The sequence below is a fragment of the Psychrobacter sp. TB20-MNA-CIBAN-0197 genome (assembly GCF_040309765.1).
Taxonomy (GTDB): Bacteria; Pseudomonadota; Gammaproteobacteria; order Pseudomonadales; family Moraxellaceae; genus Psychrobacter; species Psychrobacter submarinus.
In genome coordinates this window covers 1-396 of record NZ_JBEOPC010000142.1, presented here as the reverse complement: position 1 = coordinate 396, position 396 = coordinate 1, and the positions used below count along the sequence as shown (strand labels likewise).

1 protein-coding gene is annotated in these 396 nt (G+C 59.3%); it reads left to right on the top strand.

The features are described 5' to 3' along the window. A partial coding sequence (locus AAEY83_RS13025) for a DUF4197 domain-containing protein (RefSeq protein WP_351059364.1) occupies positions 1-396 on the top strand: 396 nt, incomplete at both ends.

Here is a 396-nt window from a genome sequence, read left to right as displayed (position 1 = left end):
GAACAAAGCGGCCGAATCCGCCGTGACCCAGGCCCAGCCAATCCTCGTCGATGCAGTGAAGAAAATGAGCGTGGCCGACGCCAAAGGCATCCTCAGCGGCGGCAACGATTCGGCGACCCAATACCTGAACAAATCCAGCCGCGAACAGATCCGCGCGAAATTCCTGCCCATCGTCAAGCAAGCCACCGACAAGGTCGGCGTCGCGCAGAAGTACAACTCGTTCGCAGGCCAGGCCGCTGCGTTTGGCGTGGTGGACGCGAAGAGCGCGAACGTTGAAAGCTACGTCACTGAACAGGCGCTCAACGGTTTGTTCGAGATGATCGGCAAGCAGGAAGAAACAATTCGTCAGAACCCGGCCGCTGCGGCGACGAGTCTGGCGAAGAAGGTGTTTGGTAC